Genomic DNA, 17252 nt, shown 5'->3' on the forward strand with positions numbered 1-17252 from the left:
GCAGATCCTCCCGGGCCGATTCAGGCGGCGGCGCAGAAGGCTTGAACCAGACCCGCGACCTCGGCCACGATCCGGTCCGCCTCGGCGTCGGTCAGTACCAGCGGTGGCAGCAGGCGGATCACCCGTTCCGTGGTGACGTTGATGAGCAATCCGCGTTCCAGGGCGCGGCGCACGAGATCACCGCAGGGACGGTCCAGCTCGATGCCGATCATCAGACCGCGGCCACGGATCGCCCGCACGCCGTCGGCGGGTGACAGTCCGCGTTGCAGGCCGGCGCGGATCCGGTCCCCCAGTTCTCGGGCCCGCGTCAACAGGTCCTGTTCGCCGATGGTGCGCAGCACCGCCAATGCCGCGCTGCACGCCAAGGGGTTACCGCCGAAGGTCGATGCGTGACTGCCCGGGCTGAACAAATGCGCCGCGGTCCCGCGCGCCAAACACGCGCCGATGGGCACGCCGTTGCCCAGACCCTTGGCGAGGGTGATCACGTCCGGTTGGATGCCGCTGTGTTGGAAGCCGAACCATGCGCCCGTGCGTCCGATGCCGGTCTGCACTTCGTCCAGCATCAACAGCCATCCGAATTCATCGCACAGTGCGCGCACCCGCGGAAGGTAGTCGTCGCTTGGAACCCGCACGCCGCCTTCGCCCTGGATCGGTTCCAGGAGCAGCGCCACGGCATTCGGGCTGTTGGCGGCGATGGCGCGCAGCCCGTCGAGATCGTCGTAGGGGACCCGCAGGAAGCCCTGCACCAGGGGTTCGAAGCCAGCCTGTACCTTGCGGTTGCCGGTGGCGGCAAGGGTCGCGAGAGTGCGGCCATGGAAGCTGCCTTCCGCTACCACCACTGCCGGTTGCGCCACGTTGCGCTGATGCCCGTAGAGGCGCGCGAGCTTGATGGCCGCCTCGTTGGCCTCGGCGCCGGAGTTGCAGAAGAAGGCCGTTTCCATTCCGGACAGGCGCGTCAGCTCCGTCGCCAATTCCGCCTGCCGGGGAATGCCGTACAGGTTGGAGGTGTGGACGAGCGTGCCGGCCTGCTCACAGACGGCCCGGGTCACGGCCGGGTGGGCGTGGCCGAGACCGCACACCGCGATGCCGCTCACCGCGTCCAGATACGCCCGGCCGTCGCGGTCCCACAGGGTCGCGCCGGCGCCGCGTTCGAAACTCACCGGCAGCCGGGAATAGGTGGACATCAGAGGATCAGTCATGTGCGGCACCCGGTCGCGGGAAGTAAAGTCTGCGGCGGACCGGGCTCCGGCCCGCCGCAGCAGCGAAAACAGAAGATTTTAGCCGGAACGCGGCCGGTCGGCAAACTGTGAGCGGACCCCGGGGCCCGGGAAAGACGAAACCCGGCGTGGGAGCCGGGTTTCGTAGCGACGACGCGAATCGGTCCCGCTCAGAATGGCAGGCCGTGGGCGGCCGCTCCCATGAACAGCAACAGGGGAATGGAGAGCATCGTATTGGTGCGCGACGCCAGCGCCGCCACTCGCTTGCCGCGCGCCTTCTCCGCGTCGGTGGCGGGGACCATGCCCAGAAGTTTCTTCTGGTTGGGCCAGATCAGTACCCACACGTTGAACAGCATGATGCTGCCCAGCCAGGCGCCGGTGCCGATAGTGGTCAGGTAAAGGTTGTGCTGGCCGACGCCGAGCGCGAACGCGCCGCCCAGTTGGCCGTTCTTCCACAGGTAGGCGGCGCCCGAGAGCCACGTCACCACTGCGGCCCAACGGAACCACAGCAAGGCGAGGGGCGCGATGTATTTGCTGATGGCGGCGGGTCCTGGTCCGTCCTTGTCGGCGGTGGCCTTGGCCACCGCCGGGGTCTGGACGAAGTTGAAATAGTACAGCAGCCCGATCCATGTGATCCCGGCCATAAAATGGAGCCAACGGTCGAGTGGTAGAAAGTCCATGGTTTTTATCTCCCCAACTGAATGAATTGGAATCCGAGCCGGCACTCAGGCGCCGGCGATCGCCTTGATCACGAACACCAATATCACCGCCAGGACCAGGCCGGAGACAATGGTACCGAGTATGGAATCCAGTGGGTTCATCGGTGGTGCCCTCCATCAGGAATGCGTTCTTTGCAATTTTTTTTAGGTGCCGGCATAGGTACCGGCGCAATTCTTTAGTATTCTAATAGGTAATTCAGCATAAGCGACGGACCCGTCCAATGCAATCGCGCACCGAACCCCGCGCTGGGGACGTGCGCCGCATGCCTTCGACGGGTCGGCGCGGACCCGATGGACCTGCGCCGGTTCGCCCGCGGAGCATGCGGCCATGGGGATGGGGTCACAAGCGTGGTGCGTTCTCCACCCACGGCCAAGTCCGGTTCGATTCTCCCTGTGGCGTCGGTGGCATCGGTCCGGGATCTGGTAGCCAAACCGCGCGGGATCGGCTGATCTGTGCCGGGGCAGCGCCGTTGGCGGTATGGGCCAGGTATCCGGTGGCTGGAGACACGCGTTCTGGGGTCCGTGCCCGGCATACCCCGCCCTGTGATAGGCTGTTGCGCGGTTACGCACCGCCGCGCGGACACGGGTTGCTGGCGGGACCTCATCGCGCCGGGACTCAGGAGCGCCTAATGAGCGGATTCAACGCAGGCAGGATGGCAGGCTTGATGATGCTTGCCGCCGTGGCTACCTCCGGTTGCGTGGCGCTGGTGGTGGGGGGTGCCGCCGGTGGCGGGTACTACGTGGGCAAGGATCAACGCAGCGTCGGGCAGATCAGCGACGACACGGCGATCACGGCGCGCATCAATTCCCACTATCTGCGTGATCCCGACATCAAGAGCCGGGACATCGACGTGGATACCTACCAAGGCGTCGTGACCCTCCACGGTACGGTGCCGAGTACGCAGGCGCTGGGCCGGGCCATCGCGATCGCCAAGGCCACCAAGGGCGTCAAGCAGGTGGTTTCCAAGCTGAGCGTCGCGCCCGGGCAGTAGTCCCGGACACAGTCGCGCCCACCCTCTGTGTTCCGATTTCAGGTTCGGATCCATGTGCGGAATCTGCGGTGAATTCCGGTTCGACGCGGCGCTGCCGGAACCGCAGGCGTTGGCGCGCATGACCGCGGCCCTGGCGCGGCGTGGGCCGGATCACGCGGGTGCCTATTTCGACGGGCCGCTCGCCCTGGGCCACCGCCGCTTGGCGATCATCGATCTGTCGGCGCGTTCCAATCAGCCTTTGGTGGATCAGGATCTAGGCCTGGTATTGGTGTTCAACGGCACCATCTACAACTACCGGGAGCTGCGCGCGGAACTGGCCGGACGCGGCCATCGTTTTTACTCTGACGGCGACAGCGAGGTGATCCTCAAGGCCTACCGGGAGTGGGGTGAGCGATGCGTGGAGCGCTTCCACGGGATGTTCGCCTTTGCGGTGTGGGATGCCCGGGCGCGACGCCTGTTCCTGGCCCGCGACCGTTTGGGCATCAAGCCCCTTTATTACACCCTGGACCGCGGGCGTCTGCGCTTTGCGTCCACCTCCCAGGCCCTGCTCGCCGCGGGCGGGGTGGACACCACGCTGGATGCAGTGGCCTTGCATCATCACCTGACCCTGCACGCAGTGGTGCCGGCGCCGCGTACCTTGCTTGCCGGGGTGCGCAAGCTGTCCCCGGCCACTACCCTTACGGTGGAGGCCGACGGGCAATGGTGGCACCAAACCTATTGGCGGCTGGAGGCGCGCCGCCCGTCACCGCCCCTCTCCGAGGAGGAATGGATCGCGGCGGCGGGTGAGGCCCTCGGCCGGGCGGTGCAGCGCCGCCGGCTGGCGGCGGACGTGCCGGTGGGGGTTTTGCTGTCCGGCGGACTCGATTCCAGCCTGCTGGTGGCGTTGCTGGCGGAGGCGGGTACCGGGCGTCTGCACACCTTTTCCGTTGGTTTTGAGGACGTGGGTGAGGAGCGCGGCAGCGAGTTCGAATACTCCGATGCGGTGGCGGCCCGTTACGGTACCCAACACCGGCGGTTCCGGATCCCCAACGACCAGGTGCTGGAGCGGCTGCCGGAGGCGGTGGAGCAAATGGCCGAACCCATGGTGGCCCAGGACGCGGTGGCCTTCTACTTGCTTGCTGAGCAGGTGTCCCGGGAGGTGAAGGTGGTGCAGAGCGGGCAGGGGGCGGACGAGGTGTTCGGGGGCTATTTCTGGTATCCGCAGATGGAGGCCAGTCCCGGCAGCGACCTCGAACGGTTCCGCGCCTGTTACTTTGACCGGGATCACGATGAATTTCGCGCCACTGTCACCGCCGACTACCACGGGCCGGACTATACTTCCGCGCAGGTGGCCGCCTTGCTCGCTGCACCGGGCGCCGATACCTTTCTCGACCGGGTGTTGCGCATGGACGTGACCACGCTGATCGTGGACGACCCGGTGAAACGGGTGGACAACATGACCATGGCTTGGGGTCTGGAGGCGCGGGTTCCGTTCCTCGACCACGAACTGGTGGAGCTGGCCGCGCGCATGCCACCGGAACTGAAGTTGCGCGGCGGGGGAAAGTATCCGCTGAAGGCGTTGGCGCGCGGGCGTCCGAAGGGTTATTTTCCGGTGCCTGCGCTGAAGTACGTGCGCGGGCCGTTCCTGGAGTTTATGACCGATATCCTGAATTCGCAGGCGTGCCGGCGCCGTGGATTGTTTCGCCGCCCCTACGTGGAGCAGCTGCTGGCGGCGCCGGAGCGTTACCTGACACGGATCCTCGGGAGCAAGGTCTGGCACCTGGCGCTGTTGGAGCTATGGCTGCAGCGCAACGTGGACCACGCCTCCATGCCGGGCGACCGGCATACCCCTATGAACCCTGCCTTTTCTCCTCCGGGACAACTCAGTACACTATAGCGTTAATGACGCGTGCGCCGTCTGGTGCGCGCCCCGGACCGCGACCTCAGCATACAGGTGACCCTAATGGCAGACCCCCTCGCACGCATCAAGGAACAAGTAGAGAGCAACCCGGTGATCCTGTACATGAAAGGGACCCCGGATTTTCCCCAGTGCGGCTTCTCCAGCCGTACCGCGCAGGCGCTGAAGTCCTGTGGCGTGGATTTTGCGTACATCAACGTATTGGCAGACCCGGAGGTTTTCGAAAACCTGCCCAAGTTCGCCAACTGGCCGACCTTCCCGCAGCTCTATGTGGATGGCAAGCTGGTAGGCGGGTGTGACATCACGTTGGAACTGCACCAGAAGGGTGAACTGCAGCCGATGGTTCAGCAGGCCGCCGGGAAGAAGACCGCGGCATCCTGATCGCTACACCAGGGCGAGACAGCTACGGCGGCAGGAGGCGTAACCCCCTGCCGTTTCCGTTTTTGGGCCAGGGGGCATGCGCCACGGGCCACAGGGCATGCCGGTTAGTGCGCGGTGGTCTGCAGCCGGCGGAGTTCTTCCAGGATCGCCAGCACCAGCTGTTCCCCTTTTGGGCTCATTCCCTGAGTGAGCCGTTCCGGGTCCTGCTCGCCGCGGGCCAGGGGGTTCAGCACCGCCGCCAGGCGCGCCATGTCGCCACCCATCTTCTGCATCTGTTGGGCCATGTTGGCGAGCAGCTGCAGGGCCTCCATGTTTCCGTGGCGCACCGCATGGATCATGGCCGCGAATCCCGGCGCGGCCAGGCTCGGGTCGGGGGCCGTCTCGGGATCCGGCAGAGTGGTGGGGTCTTGCAGTCCGCGCAGAATTGCCTCGGTGATGATGCGGTCCTCGCCGTCCAGGTCCCGCAGCAGGGTGGTGTCGCGCTGTCCCTTCAGGATACGGCGGATCACTGCCACCAGCCGCGTCCAACCGTTCTGTTCCGAGAGCTCGAGGAGCGGTTCCAGGTCCGGCACCATGTCCCGGTTCTGGGCCGCGATCACCACGCGGTGGATAAGCCCTGCGTGGGCCTGCAGGATCTGCTCGGTCTTTTCCGGCAACTGTGCCATGGCTGCTTCCCCTGGGCCGGGCGTGCCTACGCCCTCCCGGTTCAGTGTAGCACCGTCCCCGGTCTCGAAGCCGGGGGCGGGTTCAGTGCACTACCTGATCCCGCCCGGCTTTTTTGGCGGCATAGAGCTTGTCATCGGCGCATTTGAGCAGCTCCCGGCGATCCAGCGGCGCGCCGCGGGTCGAGCAGCACACCCCCATGGAGGCGGTGACCGGTACCGGGCCAGCGGAGGTGGTGACCGGACGCTGGCGGATGGACTCGATGATCCGCTGGAAGATTCCGGTGTTTAATTGGGCATCCTGGTAATGCATCACCACGGCGAATTCCTCGCCACCCATGCGCACGACGATGTCCGTGGGGCGTACGGTCCGTTTCAGGCGTGTGGCGAAGGATTTCAACACCTCGTCCCCCACATCGTGTCCGTATTGGTCGTTGGTCGCCTTGAAATGGTCCAGGTCGATCATTACGCAGCAGGTGGTTCCCCCGCGCGCCTCGGTCTCGGTGAGTAGCGCGTCCAGGTGGGTCTCCAGGTAGCGCCGGTTGCCGAGCCCGGTGAGGGGATCGGTGGTGGCCAGTTCCTCCAGTTGCCGATTGAACTGGGTCAGGGCCGCGGTGGTCTCGAGCAATGCGTTCTGCAGGCCGGCGATCCGCCCTGCCGCGTGGACCCGGGCGGCGAGCGCCCGCTCATTGAGGGGTTTGGTCAGATAGTCGTCGACCCCGCGCTGGAACGCCTGCACCAGCGGATCCACGCCCTCCTGCGCCGTGAACAGGATCACCGTGGTGTAGCGGTTCGTCTCCTCGTCCAACTGACGGATGTGGTCCGTGAGTTCCAGTCCGTCCATGGTCGGCATGATCCAATCGGCGAGCACCACGTCCGCGCGGCGGTCCTGCAGCATGGCGAGGACCTGACGGGCATCGCCGGCGATGCGGATGTCCTGGTACCCGGATCGGTTGAGCGCGGCGCGGACCGTCCGGCAACTGACCTCCATGTCGTCCACTACAATGATCGACAGATCAGAAACCTTGAGCATGGTCGCGGCCCGTGTTGTTGTGTTTGTCGGTGTCGTCCGCCGCGGTGACGGGTGGGGCGGCGCCGTCGGGATTTTAACCGTTCGGGACGGGAACCGGAATGCGCGCGCCGGGCGATTCCTGAAGATCCTCCCAGCGGTTGACCACGGAGCAGAACAGGTCCGCGGTCTTCTGCGCGTCGTAGATCGCCGAGTGGGCCTCGGTCGCGTCCCATCCGAGGCCCGCAGCCTCCACTGCCCGTGCCAGTACCGTCTGGTGGTAGGCGAGACCGGCCAGTGTGACCGTGTCGAACGAGCTGAACGGGTGGAACGGGTTGCGCTTGATCCCGCAACGTGCCACTGCCGCATTCAGGAACCCCAGATCGAAGAACGCATTGTGGCCCACGAGGATCGCGCGGCTGCAACCGGCATCGCGCACCGCTTGGCGGACGGCACGGAAGATCCGCTGCAAGGCCTCGTGCTCCGGCACCGCACCTCGGAACGGGTGGTAGGGATCGATCCCGTTCACCGCCAGGGATTCCGGGTTCATATTGGCCCCAGGGAAGGGGGCGACGTGGCAGGCATGGGTTTCCTGCCGGTGCAGACGCCGATCGGCATCCATGTACAGCGTCACCGCGGCGATTTCCAGCAGGGCATCGGTGGCCGCGTTGAAGCCCCCGGTCTCCACATCCACCACCACCGGCAGGAAGCCCCGGAACCGCAGGGCCATGGGGGGGATTGCGTTGGCATCGGTCATGGCCAGCCAGAGAATAGCTAAAGCCGCGGTGGATTGCGACGCTACAGTAGGTAGCCTGGACGGCGCGGGACCACCGAAGCCCGCAAGCCAGGCGCGACGGGCGGACTGCTTACGCGGACTGCCCGCTCGAGCGGCGGACAACAAGCCCTTGATCTCCCGGGAGACCTGTCGCGTGGCGCGGCTGGGCGCCGGGGCGGCTCCGGCCCCTCTCGGGATATTCATCACGCGGTCGTGGCGACAGGATCAATGATTCCCTATCGGACGTGGGTCCCCGGGGCCCTGCTGCTTGTGTTTGCCCTGTGGGTGCCCGTGCCGGCCGCCGCGCGACCCGGTCCGCTGCTGCTCTGGGAGGTGGGTCGGTGTACCGCTGGCCCCAGTTTCGTGTTCGCTATCCTGCACTCGGAGGATCCGCGTGTGACGGAGCAGGTGTCGGCGGTATTGCCGGCGCTGCGCCGCTCGGGCCGGTTGGCCATGGAGGTCGTACCCAATCAGGCTAGCCTCACCCTGCTCCAGGCGGCGAGTTACTTTACCGATGGCCGGTCTCTCGATTCGATCCTCGGCGCCCGCTTATTCTCCGCGACGCAACGCCGCATGTCCCGCTACGGGGTGACGCCGGATCTGTTGGCACGGATGCAACCGTGGGCCGTGGTGGCCACCTTGAGCCTGCCCCGCCCCAGCACCGGCGTGTTCCAGGAGATGCTGCTCTACTGGCGGGCGGCGGAAGCAGGGGTGCCGACGGTGGCCCTCGAGCAGGTCCCGGAAGAGATTGCGCTGTTCGCCGGGCTGCCCCGCGCATTGCAGACGCGCCTGGTGCGGGCGACGGTGGAACACTACGGCGCGGGGCTCCGTGCCCTGGATACGCTGCGTGGCGCCTACTTGGCGGGGGACTTGCCGGCGCTGGACCGGCTGCAAGCCGATTATCCCACCTTTCGTGAGGATCCGGAGGCCGCGGCGGCGTTCCGGGAGATCCTGGAGCACAACAACCGGCGTTTGGTGCGGCGCCTCCTGAAGCGGTTTCACCAGGGTCCTTTGTTCGCCGCCATTACCGCCCTGAATCTCCCAGGACCGAACGGCGTGTTGCAGGGCCTGGAAGCCGGCGGTTGCTCCCTAACGCGGGTGCCGCTTGGCGGCGCCGCGACACAGGTCCGCAGCGTGCGCCCGCTCGCGGACACGAGTGGGTTTGGAAAATGACGCGGCGCATCCCTGCGGCGCTCAGCAGATGGGCCTGCAACTACCAGCCGGCCCTGCTTCTCGGTCCGTAGCGTAAAAAATGGCCACGGAACGTTACAGAACCTACGCACCAAGGCGCGACTCTGCGCTTCCGTGCGTTCCGTGGTTGAACTAAACCCGGGCGGGCTGGGTTCAACGCTTGGTGCCCGGGGCGCCGGGCTCGTCCAGCCGCCACCGTAATTCCTCCCCCGCGCGCATCGGGACCACCTGCTCCGCGCCGAGGGGATAGTGCGCCGGCACGCGCCACGGTTCCCGCACCAGGGTGATGGTGCCGCGGTTGCGGGGCAGGCCGTAGAAGTCCGCGCCACGCAGGCTGGCGAAGGCCTCCAGACGGTCCAGTGCCCCGGCGTCTTCGAAGGCCTCCGCGTAGAGTTCCAGCGCGGCATGGGCGGTATAGATTCCCGCGCACCCGCATGATCCCTCCTTGGCGCCCTGCGGGTGGGGCGCGCTGTCGGTGCCCAGAAAGAAGCGCGGATCGTCGCCGGTGGCGGCCTCCAGCAACGCCAGCCGATGGGTTTCGCGCTTCAGTACCGGCAGACAGTAATAGTGGGGCCGCAGCCCACCGGCGAACAGGGCGCCGCGGTTGAGCAGCAGATGGTGGGCGGTAATGGTGGCGCCGACGGTGGCCCGGGCGCCGCGCACGAATGCCACCGCCTCCCGGGTGGTGACGTGTTCGAAGACCACCCGCAGCGCCGGGAAGCGCGCACACAAGGGATCCAGTACCCGGTCGATGAACACCGCTTCGCGGTCGAATATGTCCACCGCCGGGTCGGTGACCTCCCCGTGGACCAGCAGCGTCAGTCCTTGCTCCTCCAGGGCTTCCAACGTGGGCAGGATGCGATTGACATCCGTGACCCCCGCGTCCGAGTGGGTGGTGGCGCCCGCGGGATAGAGCTTCGCGGCGATCACCAGGCCGCTTTCCCGCGCCCGGCGGATCTCCTCCGGCGCGGTGCGGTCGGTGAGGTACAAAGTCATCAGGGGCTCGAAGGTAGACCCCTTGGGCAGCGCGTCCAGGATCCGCTGCCGGTAGGCCAGCACCGCTTCCACGGTGGTCAGGGGCGGGGCGAGGTTGGGCATCACGATGGCACGGGCGAAGCGCTGCGCGGTGTGTGGCAGCAGCGCGGCGAGCGCCGCCCCGTCGCGCAGGTGCAGGTGCCAGTCGTCGGGCCGGGTGAGGGTCAGTCGCATGGGGCTATGGCGTGGTGAACCGGTTGGGATTATGCCACGTCCAGCGCGCCCTGTCGGGCGTCCGCCTGGTGTTCAGGCGGCGGGCAGGCGGTGGTCGAGCAGCAGGTGCAGGGTGAAACGCACGCCGAAACCGGTCACATCGGTCGGTATATGGGCCAGCCCACCCTTGTGGTTGCCGGAGGCCAAATCGATGTGTACCCATGGGATTCCGGAAGGCACGAAGCGGCTCAGGAAGCGCGCCGCCAGGATATGGTCTGCTTCCCCTTCCGTCGCGCACTGTTTCACGTCCGCGGCATTGCTCTCCAGCGGTTCGTCATAATCCGGGTCGGCGGGGAACGGCCAGACCCGCTCGCCGCTATCGTGCCCGGCCTCCAGCACGTCGGTGCGCAACGCATCTGTGTTGGCGTATGCGCCGCTCATGCGGGTGCCCAGGGCCTGCACGCAGGCGCCGGTGAGGGTGGCATAGCCGAGGATCAGACCCGGCCGCGCGCGGCTCGCCAGCGCCAGGGTGTCCGCCAGGACCATGCGGCCCTCAGCGTCGGTGTCCACCACCTCGATGGTGACGCCGTTGCTCGCGCGCACCACGTCGTTCGGCTTGTAGGCCTTGGGGCCGATGTGGTTCTGGGCCAGCGCGAGCCAGCAGTCCACCGGGAAATCCGCCTGTAGGCGGGTCAGGGCCACCAGCACACCGAGGGCGACGGCGCTGCCCTGCATGTCCTCGTGCATGCCGTACATGTGGCGGGCGGACTTGAGATTGGTCCCGCCGGTGTCGAAGCAGATGCCCTTGCCGACCAGGGCCAATCCCGGGCGCCGCCGGCGGCGCGGCGTGTAGCGCAGCCGGACGATCCCGGCATCCGGCTCTGGACTGCCCTGAGCCACCGCCAGGAAGGCCCCGGCGCCGCGTCGTGCCAAGGCCTTGAGGTCCAGCACCTCCATGCGCCAGTGGTGGTGCCGCGCGAGCGTTCGGAGATGGCGTCGGTACCGTCCCGGAGTGAGTTCATTGGGCGGCAGGGCGGTGAGCCAGCGGGCAAGCCCGTTGCCCTCCGCCTCCGCCCGGGTGCGCGCCAGGTTCAGGCGTCGCGCCAGGCCGTAGAGGTGCAGGGTGCCGACGCGCGGCACCGCCACCGGGCGGCTCTTGCGGTTCGGCCGCGGTGTGAGGGCGGCCAGCAGGGCCGCTACCTGGGCCTCGGTTACCTGTTCCGCCACCAGCCGCGGCAGCGCCACCGGGTATACCGCCACGGCCCCGGAGCGGCGCTCCAGCAGGGCAGCGGCGAGCTTGCGGGCCAGGGTGAGGCGTTCGAAGGCCGTGGCCTCTGGCCGGACGCAGGCGAGGATCACGCGCGTGCCACGGGGGTTGGGTAGGTCGGTGGCCAGCAGGATCCGCCCGCATTCTTTCCCAATGCCGCGTCCCAGGCGCTTTTCCAACACATCCCGGTACGGAAGTGCCGGCAAGCGCCCACGCAGCAGCTCCGGCGGTAGCAGCATCAGTACTTGGTCCAGGGCATCGATCCGCGCCGTGTCAGGGTCTAGGAGATGCTGATTTATCTTTATTTTTACCGCTTCCGGCAGGGCGCGCACGGTGTCGTTTTCCTTGACCTAGGGAGCCAAAAATTTGATCATATCGCGCTCGTTCGATTTCCGGTACCGTTGGGCCCCCAAAACCCGGCGGCGGATCCTGAATGCCAAGGGAGTTGCATGGACATCGCGGATAGGAAACGGCTGCTCCGGGATATGTTGTTCGCCCGCCGTTTCGAGGAGCGCTGCTACGAGGCCTACGTGGAGCGCCGGATCGGGGGCTTTCTGCATCTGTACTCGGGGCAGGAGGCCTGCGTGCACGGGGTCATGAAGGCCGCGCGGCCGGGTCACGACTACGTCATCACCGGCTACCGCGACCACGTCCACGCCATCAGTTGCGGCGCCGACCCCAAGGCGGTGATGGCGGAGCTGTTCGGCAAGGAGACCGGGGTCAGCAAGGGACGCGGCGGCTCCATGCACCTGTTCGACGTCGAACACCGGTTCATGGGGGGGTACGCTTTGGTGGGGGGGCCGTTTCCCCTCGCCGCGGGCATGGCGAAGGCCATCAAGATGCGCGGCGGCGACGAGATCGCCATCTGTTTCCTGGGGGACGCCGCCAACAACCAGGGCACCTTCCACGAGACCCTGAACATGGCCGCCCTGTGGAAGCTGCCGGTGCTGTACGTCTGCGAGAACAACCTCTACGGTATTGGTACCCGCATCGATCGGTCCACCGCGGTGGTGGATCAGTACAAACGGGTCTGCGGTTACGGAATCCCGGCGGCCCAGATCGACGGGCAGGACGTGGAGCAGGTGCACGCAGCGGCCCAGGTGGCGGTGGATCACGTGCGCGGCGGCGCCGGCCCCTATTTTCTGGAGTTGCTCACCTACCGCTATCGCGGTCATTCCATGTCCGATTCCAATGCCTATCGGGCCAAGGATGAGGAACGCATGTGGAGCACCCGAGACCCGATCATCCTGCTGCGCGATCGCCTGATCGGGGCCGGCGCCATGACCAAGGACGACTACCATGGCCTGGATACCGAGGTGCTGGAGGAGATCGAGAACGTGATCATCGCCTACGCGGAGTCCTCGCCGCCGCCGCCGGTGGAGGAATTGGAGAAGTACGTGCTGGCGGATGACGGCTCCTGGAATCCGGGAGGGGCGCACTAATGGCGGCCATGATGTACTGGGAGGCGATTCGTCGTGCCCACGACGAGGAGCTGGCGAATGACCCTATGGTCATCGTGATGGGCGAGGACGTGGGCGTCGTCGGAGGCACCTACAAGGCGACCCAAGGCCTCTACGACAAATATGGCCCAGAGCGGGTGATCGACACCCCGATCTCCGAGAACAGCTATACCGGGGTGGGTATCGGAGCTTCGTTTCTTGGGGTGCGGCCCATCATCGAACTCATGTCGGTCAACTTCGCGTGGCTGGCGTTGGATCAGATCGCCAACACCGCAGCCAAGGTCCGCTACATGTCCGGCGGCCAGCTCACCGCACCGGTGGTGATACGTTCCCCCGGTGGCAGTGCCCATCAGTTGGGCTCCCAACATTCGGCACGCATGGAAAAGGTATTCATGGGGATCGCCGGACTGCGCGTGGTGACCCCTTCCAGTCCACTCCAGGCCTACGGTCTGATCAAGTCGGCAGTGCGCTGCAACGATCCGGTGTTCATCAACGAGCACGAGCTGATGTACAACCTCAAGGGCGAGGTGCCGGACGGGGAGTACTTCCAGCCCTTGGAGGGGTCCGAACTGTTGCGGGAAGGACGTGACGTCACCTTGTTCGGCTACAACATCTCGGTGCACTGGTGCCTGCAGGCCGCCGACGTGCTGGCGCGGGAGCACGGAATCGAGGCGGAGGTGGTGGATCTGTATGCCCTGAGTCCCCTGGACCGCGCCGGTATCGCGCGCTCGGTCACGCGTACCCACCGGGCGGTGATCGCGGAGGAAGCGGAGCCCGTGGTGGGAGTAGGCGCCGAGGTCATGGCGATTATCAACGAGACCTGTTTTTTCGAGCTCGATGCCGCGCCGGTGCGGGTCTGTGCCCGGACCGTTCCGGTGCCCTACGCCCGCACCTTGGAGAAGGCCGCGATCCCGGGGGCCGCCGATATCGTGCGGGCGGCGTTGCAGGTGTGCGGCCGCCGATGATCATGGCAGTACGTCGCCACCACGCCCGGGGTTGAAACGGGGGCCTTATCCGCGGCGCGGCCTGCGCCGCGGGCGACCAGGATTTCGTTGCCGGCCGGCGCCCACCGTGCGCCCGCCCGGCCCTTAAGGAATGACGCATGGCTGAACCCTACGCAATCAAGATGCCGCAGCTCTCCGATACCATGACAGAGGGCACCCTCGTAAGTTGGGATAAGCAGGCGGGCGATCAGGTGCGACGCGGCGACGTGGTGGCCCAAGTGGAGACCGACAAGGCCATCATGGACGTCGAGGTGTTCCGCGACGGCTACTTGTCCGGCCCCCTGGCCCCAGTGGACAGCGTGGTGCCGGTGGGCCATGCCATTGCGTACCTGGTGTCCAGCGCCGACCAGGTGGCGGAGGGGGAGCGCATGCCCGCCGCCGGCGCGGCAGCAGCGCTGGTCGATACCGCCGCTGCGCCCGCGCCGGTTGCCCCATCGGCGCCGGTGCCCGCGGAGCCCGCTGGGACGGCGCACGTGATCAAGATGCCGCAGCTCTCCGACACCATGACGGAGGGCACCCTGGTGACCTGGGCTCGTCAGCCCGGAGATCGTATCGTCCGCGGCGACGTGGTGGCTCAGGTGGAGACCGACAAGGCCATCATGGACGTCGAGGTGTTCCGCGACGGCTATTTGTCCGGGCCCCTGGCCCCGGTGGATGGCGTGGTGCCGGTGGGCGGGGCGCTGGCCTATCTGGTGGTGGAAGCGGAGCAGGTCGTGCACGGCGGGGCGGCCCCTGCCGCCGCCGTTGCCTCCGCCGCTCCTGCCACCCAAGAAACCCCGCCCCCAGCGCTGGGGCGGCAGCCCGTGGGTTCCACCGCGCCTGGGGTGAACCCAGCGCCCCGGCCCACCCGGGGGCAGGCTTCACCCTACGCCCGGCGCCTCGCGGCCCAGCGGGGTGTGGACCTGAATCCCCTCCAGGGCAGCGGGCCCCAAGGGGTGATCGTGGCCGGGGATGTGCTCCGGGAGGCTCCGACCACCGGTGCCGCGCTCCCGCCCGGGACCCGGCCGGCGGTGGAACCACCGGTGCCCGGCGATGGGCGCCCGATGACCAGCATGGAGAAGGCGGTGAGTCACAGCATGACCTCCGCCCTTACCATGCCCACGTTCCACGTCACCGTCGATGTGCGCCCGGAGGCCCTGATGGGCGCCGCCAAGGCCCAGGGGATCTCGGTCACCGTGGCGATCGCCAAGGCCTGTGCGCTGGCCCTGCAGCAACACCCACAGGTCAACTGGGCCTACCAGCCGGTGGACCGCCTGGTGGAGCGCGCGCGCGTCGATATCGGGATGGCGGTGGCCAGCGACGATGGGGGCTTGGTAGTGCCGGTGCTGCGCGGTTGTGAGTCGCGCGGGCTGCCGGAACTCAACGATGCCTGGAAAGAGCTCGTCGCGCGGGCGCGGCGCCGGCGCCTGAAGCCCGAGGAGTATTCCAATCCCACTTTCCAGATCTCCAACCTGGGGATGTTCGGGGTGAGCTACTTCGACGCGATCCCGACGCCGGGGATCGCCGCGATCCTGGCGATCTCCAGCAGCGGCGCGTCCGGCATGCCGGTCACTATCACCGCCGACCACCGGGTAGTGAACGGCGCATTGGCGGCCCAGTTCCTCAATACCCTGCGCGAGCTGCTGCAGCGCCCGGAACAGTGGATGCAGCCCCCCGGTCCGCGCATCCCCGCCGGTGAGTGGGACTACCCGGTGGTCGTGATCGGTGGCGGACCCGGCGGTGAGGACTGCGCGCGCGAGCTGGCGGAACATGGGGTCCACGCCGCGTTGATCAACGATGCGCCGCTGCCCGGCGGCGAGTGCCTGTGGCGCGGCTGCATCCCCTCCAAGACCTGGCGGGCCGCCGCGGACCGCATTCGTGACCGCGCCCACGACGCGCACCTGGGGGTCGAAGGGACCACCCGGGCACGGCTCACCTGGGACCAGCTTGAGGCCACCCGGCGCGGCATCCTGGAGACGCGCGGCGCCATGGCGGAGAAGACCGACAAGGGCCTGCGGATCCAACTGGTCCAGGGTGCCGCGCGTTTCGAGGACGCCCATACCCTGTTCGTGGATACCTCCGGCAACGACACCGATCCCCACCACCGGGCGCGTTCCGGCGACGGTTCCGCGGGGCGGCGCATCACGTTTGGATGCGCGGTGATCGCGACCGGGGCGCCACCCTACGTGCCGCCGATTCCGGGGGCGCGTGAAGGACTTGAGTCCGGTGGGGTACTGACCTCGGACACGGTCTGGAGCATCGCCGGTGTGCCGCGGCGCCTGGTGGTGATCGGCGCCGGCGCCATTGGCGCCGAGATGGCGCAGATGTTCCAGGACTTCGGCACCCGGGTGACCCTGATCGAGGCCCAGGACCGGATCCTCGCGGAGGTGGAACCGGAGCTGGCGAAAAAGCTCGCGGAGATCCTGGCGGCAGACCCGCGTCTGACCGTGGAGGTGGGTGCCGCGGTGCAGCGCATCTCCGGGCAAGCAGGGGCCATGAAGGTGGCCTACAAGGACAGCGCCGGCAAGGGCCACACCGTGAGTTGCGAATACGTGCTGATGGCCACCGGCAAACGCCCTGATTTCACGGGGCTGGGGCTCGACAACGCCGGGGTCACCGTGGAGCGCGGGGTGATCCAGGCCGATGTCCGGTGCCGGACCAACGTGGCACACATCTACGGGGTGGGGGACGTGATTGGCGGCTTGATGCTGGCCCACACCGCCGCTCAGCAGGGCCGGGTGGCGGCGGCCGCCATTGCCGGCGAGGACCGCCGCTACGATCCGGACCGCGACTGCGGGGTTATTTTCACCCGGCCCCAGGCCGCGTTCGCGGGGCTGTCGGTGGAGCAGGCCAAGGCCCGCGGTCTGGACCCGGTGGAGGTCAAGGTACCGCTCAGCATCGACGCCAAGGCCATGATCACCGGCGAGACGGCGGGCCTCATCAAACTGGTGGCGGATCGCAAGACCCACCGGGTAATCGGCGTGCACCTGCTCGCGGACCATGCGGATACGCTGATCGGCGAGGCGGTGATGATGGTGAGCGGAGGCTTGCGTCTGGAACAGGTGGCGGAGTCCATCCATCCCCATCCGACCCAGACCGAGCTGTTCGGCGATCTCGCGCGGCGCCTGCTCTCGCGCCTGCGCCGCAGCGCCCGGGTCACGGCCTGATTCGAGTCATCCTGACGTTACTGCGGCGGTGTCAGGTCGGTCCCTATTTTCGATCCGGCTGTCCAGGTGGTAACGACCACGCTGGTTACGAGATCGAAAAGCAGGCCTCGATTTGCCATACGCCGCGCAGATTCCTCGGGCAGGCGCCGGTCCGGGTCGTCACCGTGCCGCGTGGCCGCGGGAGGTCTTCCCGGCGGTCGATCTCTGTCGTCCCATGGGGCTCCGGTATGTCCGCCGGGGGGCCGAAGACCGGTGCGCGATTTCCCGTACGCCTCGTCACGGGCACGCAGGGCGCGACGGAATCCGCTAAAATCGTCCCGCGCCTCCGTGCCCCGGGGGATGCG

The 17252-nt window shown here is 67.3% G+C and carries 14 protein-coding genes; 7 read left to right on the top strand and 7 right to left on the bottom strand.

Annotation, left to right across the window (positions count from 1 at the left end; all coding sequences use genetic code 11):
- Positions 1-20 precede the first annotated feature (20 nt).
- Positions 21-1199, bottom strand: coding sequence for an aspartate aminotransferase family protein (locus B7Z66_03635; GenBank protein ID OYV77500.1), 1179 nt, complete (start codon positions 1197-1199; stop codon positions 21-23).
- Positions 1200-1387: 188 nt separating this feature from the next.
- Entirely contained in the window at positions 1388-1906 is a 519-nt protein-coding gene (locus B7Z66_03640) for a hypothetical protein (protein OYV77636.1), read from the bottom strand.
- Between the two features lie 734 nt (positions 1907-2640).
- Here B7Z66_03640 and B7Z66_03645 point away from each other — a divergent pair.
- The 3 genes from B7Z66_03645 to B7Z66_03655 all read left to right on the top strand — a co-directional run bounded on the left by B7Z66_03645 (position 2641) and on the right by B7Z66_03655 (position 5206).
- Positions 2641-2928, top strand: coding sequence for a hypothetical protein (locus B7Z66_03645; GenBank protein ID OYV77637.1), 288 nt, complete (start codon positions 2641-2643; stop codon positions 2926-2928).
- 52 nt (positions 2929-2980) lie between these two features.
- Entirely contained in the window at positions 2981-4804 is a 1824-nt protein-coding gene (locus tag B7Z66_03650; GenBank protein ID OYV77501.1) for an asparagine synthase (glutamine-hydrolyzing), read from the top strand.
- 66 nt (positions 4805-4870) lie between these two features.
- Positions 4871-5206: a monothiol glutaredoxin, Grx4 family gene (locus B7Z66_03655; GenBank protein ID OYV77638.1), complete on the top strand. Its 336-nt coding sequence runs from the start codon at positions 4871-4873 to the stop codon at positions 5204-5206.
- Between the two features lie 104 nt (positions 5207-5310).
- On the opposite strand, the gene B7Z66_03660 is transcribed toward B7Z66_03655, so the two are convergent.
- From B7Z66_03660 to B7Z66_03670, 3 genes are all read right to left on the bottom strand, one after another.
- Entirely contained in the window at positions 5311-5871 is a 561-nt protein-coding gene (locus B7Z66_03660) for a hypothetical protein (protein OYV77502.1), read from the bottom strand.
- Between the two features lie 82 nt (positions 5872-5953).
- On the bottom strand, positions 5954-6901 hold the full coding sequence (locus tag B7Z66_03665) for a diguanylate cyclase response regulator (protein OYV77503.1): 948 nt from the start codon (positions 6899-6901) through the stop codon (positions 5954-5956).
- Positions 6902-6974: 73 nt separating this feature from the next.
- Positions 6975-7634: a ribonuclease T gene (locus tag B7Z66_03670; GenBank protein ID OYV77504.1), complete on the bottom strand. Its 660-nt coding sequence runs from the start codon at positions 7632-7634 to the stop codon at positions 6975-6977.
- A gap of 246 nt (positions 7635-7880) precedes the next feature.
- Here B7Z66_03670 and B7Z66_03675 point away from each other — a divergent pair, with 246 nt between their 5' ends.
- Complete coding sequence (locus B7Z66_03675; protein OYV77505.1) at positions 7881-8825, top strand: hypothetical protein; 945 nt, start codon at positions 7881-7883, stop codon at positions 8823-8825.
- 171 nt (positions 8826-8996) lie between these two features.
- On the opposite strand, the gene B7Z66_03680 is transcribed toward B7Z66_03675, so the two are convergent.
- Complete coding sequence (locus tag B7Z66_03680; protein ID OYV77506.1) at positions 8997-10052, bottom strand: dihydroorotase; 1056 nt, start codon at positions 10050-10052, stop codon at positions 8997-8999.
- Positions 10053-10124: 72 nt separating this feature from the next.
- Positions 10125-11537: a hypothetical protein gene (locus tag B7Z66_03685; GenBank protein OYV77639.1), complete on the bottom strand. Its 1413-nt coding sequence runs from the start codon at positions 11535-11537 to the stop codon at positions 10125-10127.
- A 210-nt stretch (positions 11538-11747) separates the two neighbouring features.
- Between B7Z66_03685 and B7Z66_03690 the strand changes: the two genes are divergently transcribed.
- The 3 genes from B7Z66_03690 (at position 11748) to B7Z66_03700 (ending at position 16908) form a co-directional block, all read left to right on the top strand.
- Positions 11748-12740: a pyruvate dehydrogenase (acetyl-transferring) E1 component subunit alpha gene (locus tag B7Z66_03690; GenBank protein OYV77507.1), complete on the top strand. Its 993-nt coding sequence runs from the start codon at positions 11748-11750 to the stop codon at positions 12738-12740.
- Positions 12740-13723, top strand: a complete 984-nt coding sequence (locus tag B7Z66_03695) for an alpha-ketoacid dehydrogenase subunit beta (GenBank protein ID OYV77508.1) — start codon at positions 12740-12742, stop codon at positions 13721-13723. Before B7Z66_03690 ends, B7Z66_03695 begins: the two co-directional genes overlap by 1 nt.
- A 137-nt stretch (positions 13724-13860) precedes the next feature.
- Positions 13861-16908 (top strand): pyruvate dehydrogenase, encoded by a 3048-nt coding sequence (locus B7Z66_03700; protein ID OYV77509.1) that lies wholly within the window; start codon positions 13861-13863, stop codon positions 16906-16908.
- Positions 16909-17252: the final 344 nt, after the last annotated feature.

It is taken from the genome of Chromatiales bacterium 21-64-14, assembly GCA_002255365.1.
Taxonomy (GTDB): domain Bacteria; phylum Pseudomonadota; class Gammaproteobacteria; order 21-64-14; family 21-64-14; genus 21-64-14.

Bases quoted from the DNA above. Each gene is read 5' to 3' on its own strand.
- B7Z66_03635 (OYV77500.1), bottom strand. From the start codon at position 1,199: ATGACTGATCCTCTGATGTCCACCTATTCCCGGCTGCCGGTGAGTTTC.
- B7Z66_03650 (OYV77501.1), top strand. From the start codon at position 2,981: ATGTGCGGAATCTGCGGTGAATTCCGGTTCGACGCGGCGCTGCCGGAA.
- B7Z66_03655 (OYV77638.1), top strand. From the start codon at position 4,871: ATGGCAGACCCCCTCGCACGCATCAAGGAACAAGTAGAGAGCAACCCG.
- B7Z66_03660 (OYV77502.1), bottom strand. From the start codon at position 5,871: ATGGCACAGTTGCCGGAAAAGACCGAGCAGATCCTGCAGGCCCACGCA.
- B7Z66_03665 (OYV77503.1), bottom strand. From the start codon at position 6,901: ATGCTCAAGGTTTCTGATCTGTCGATCATTGTAGTGGACGACATGGAG.
- B7Z66_03670 (OYV77504.1), bottom strand. From the start codon at position 7,634: ATGACCGATGCCAACGCAATCCCCCCCATGGCCCTGCGGTTCCGGGGC.
- B7Z66_03675 (OYV77505.1), top strand. From the start codon at position 7,881: ATGATTCCCTATCGGACGTGGGTCCCCGGGGCCCTGCTGCTTGTGTTT.
- B7Z66_03680 (OYV77506.1), bottom strand. From the start codon at position 10,052: ATGCGACTGACCCTCACCCGGCCCGACGACTGGCACCTGCACCTGCGC.
- B7Z66_03685 (OYV77639.1), bottom strand. From the start codon at position 11,537: ATGCTGCTACCGCCGGAGCTGCTGCGTGGGCGCTTGCCGGCACTTCCG.
- B7Z66_03690 (OYV77507.1), top strand. From the start codon at position 11,748: ATGGACATCGCGGATAGGAAACGGCTGCTCCGGGATATGTTGTTCGCC.
- B7Z66_03695 (OYV77508.1), top strand. From the start codon at position 12,740: ATGGCGGCCATGATGTACTGGGAGGCGATTCGTCGTGCCCACGACGAG.
- B7Z66_03700 (OYV77509.1), top strand. From the start codon at position 13,861: ATGGCTGAACCCTACGCAATCAAGATGCCGCAGCTCTCCGATACCATG.